This is a genomic window from Neisseria sp. P0009.S007 (assembly GCF_051962515.1).
On record NZ_JBQCVF010001166.1, the window covers coordinates 1 to 258 of the forward strand.

1 protein-coding gene is annotated in these 258 nt (G+C 37.2%); it reads left to right on the forward strand.

Translation table 11 applies throughout. The annotated features are described in order from the left end of the window. Nucleotides 1-258: T6SS effector amidase Tae4 family protein (locus tag ACTHS3_RS18155; RefSeq protein WP_440368819.1), on the forward strand; the 258-nt coding region annotated here is incomplete at both ends.

The window sequence follows — 258 nt, forward strand, 5'->3', positions numbered from 1 at the left end:
TAGTTATGGTTTAAACAAAAGCGGTGCCAGCATTCCTTCCAATCGCAAATATCAAACGAATAAAAACTCTGGAGGAACTGATGGAAGGTATATTATTTCTGCCGCAAAAATGAGAAAGTATTTAAAAGAGACATGGGGACATAATCCTAAAGACACAATAAAGCCAGGGAAAGATAATGATTTGGCCGAATTAAGAAATAAATTGCAACCAGGTCAAGTAGCTATTGTTGCATCAGATAGACACGTCGCTGTTGTTAC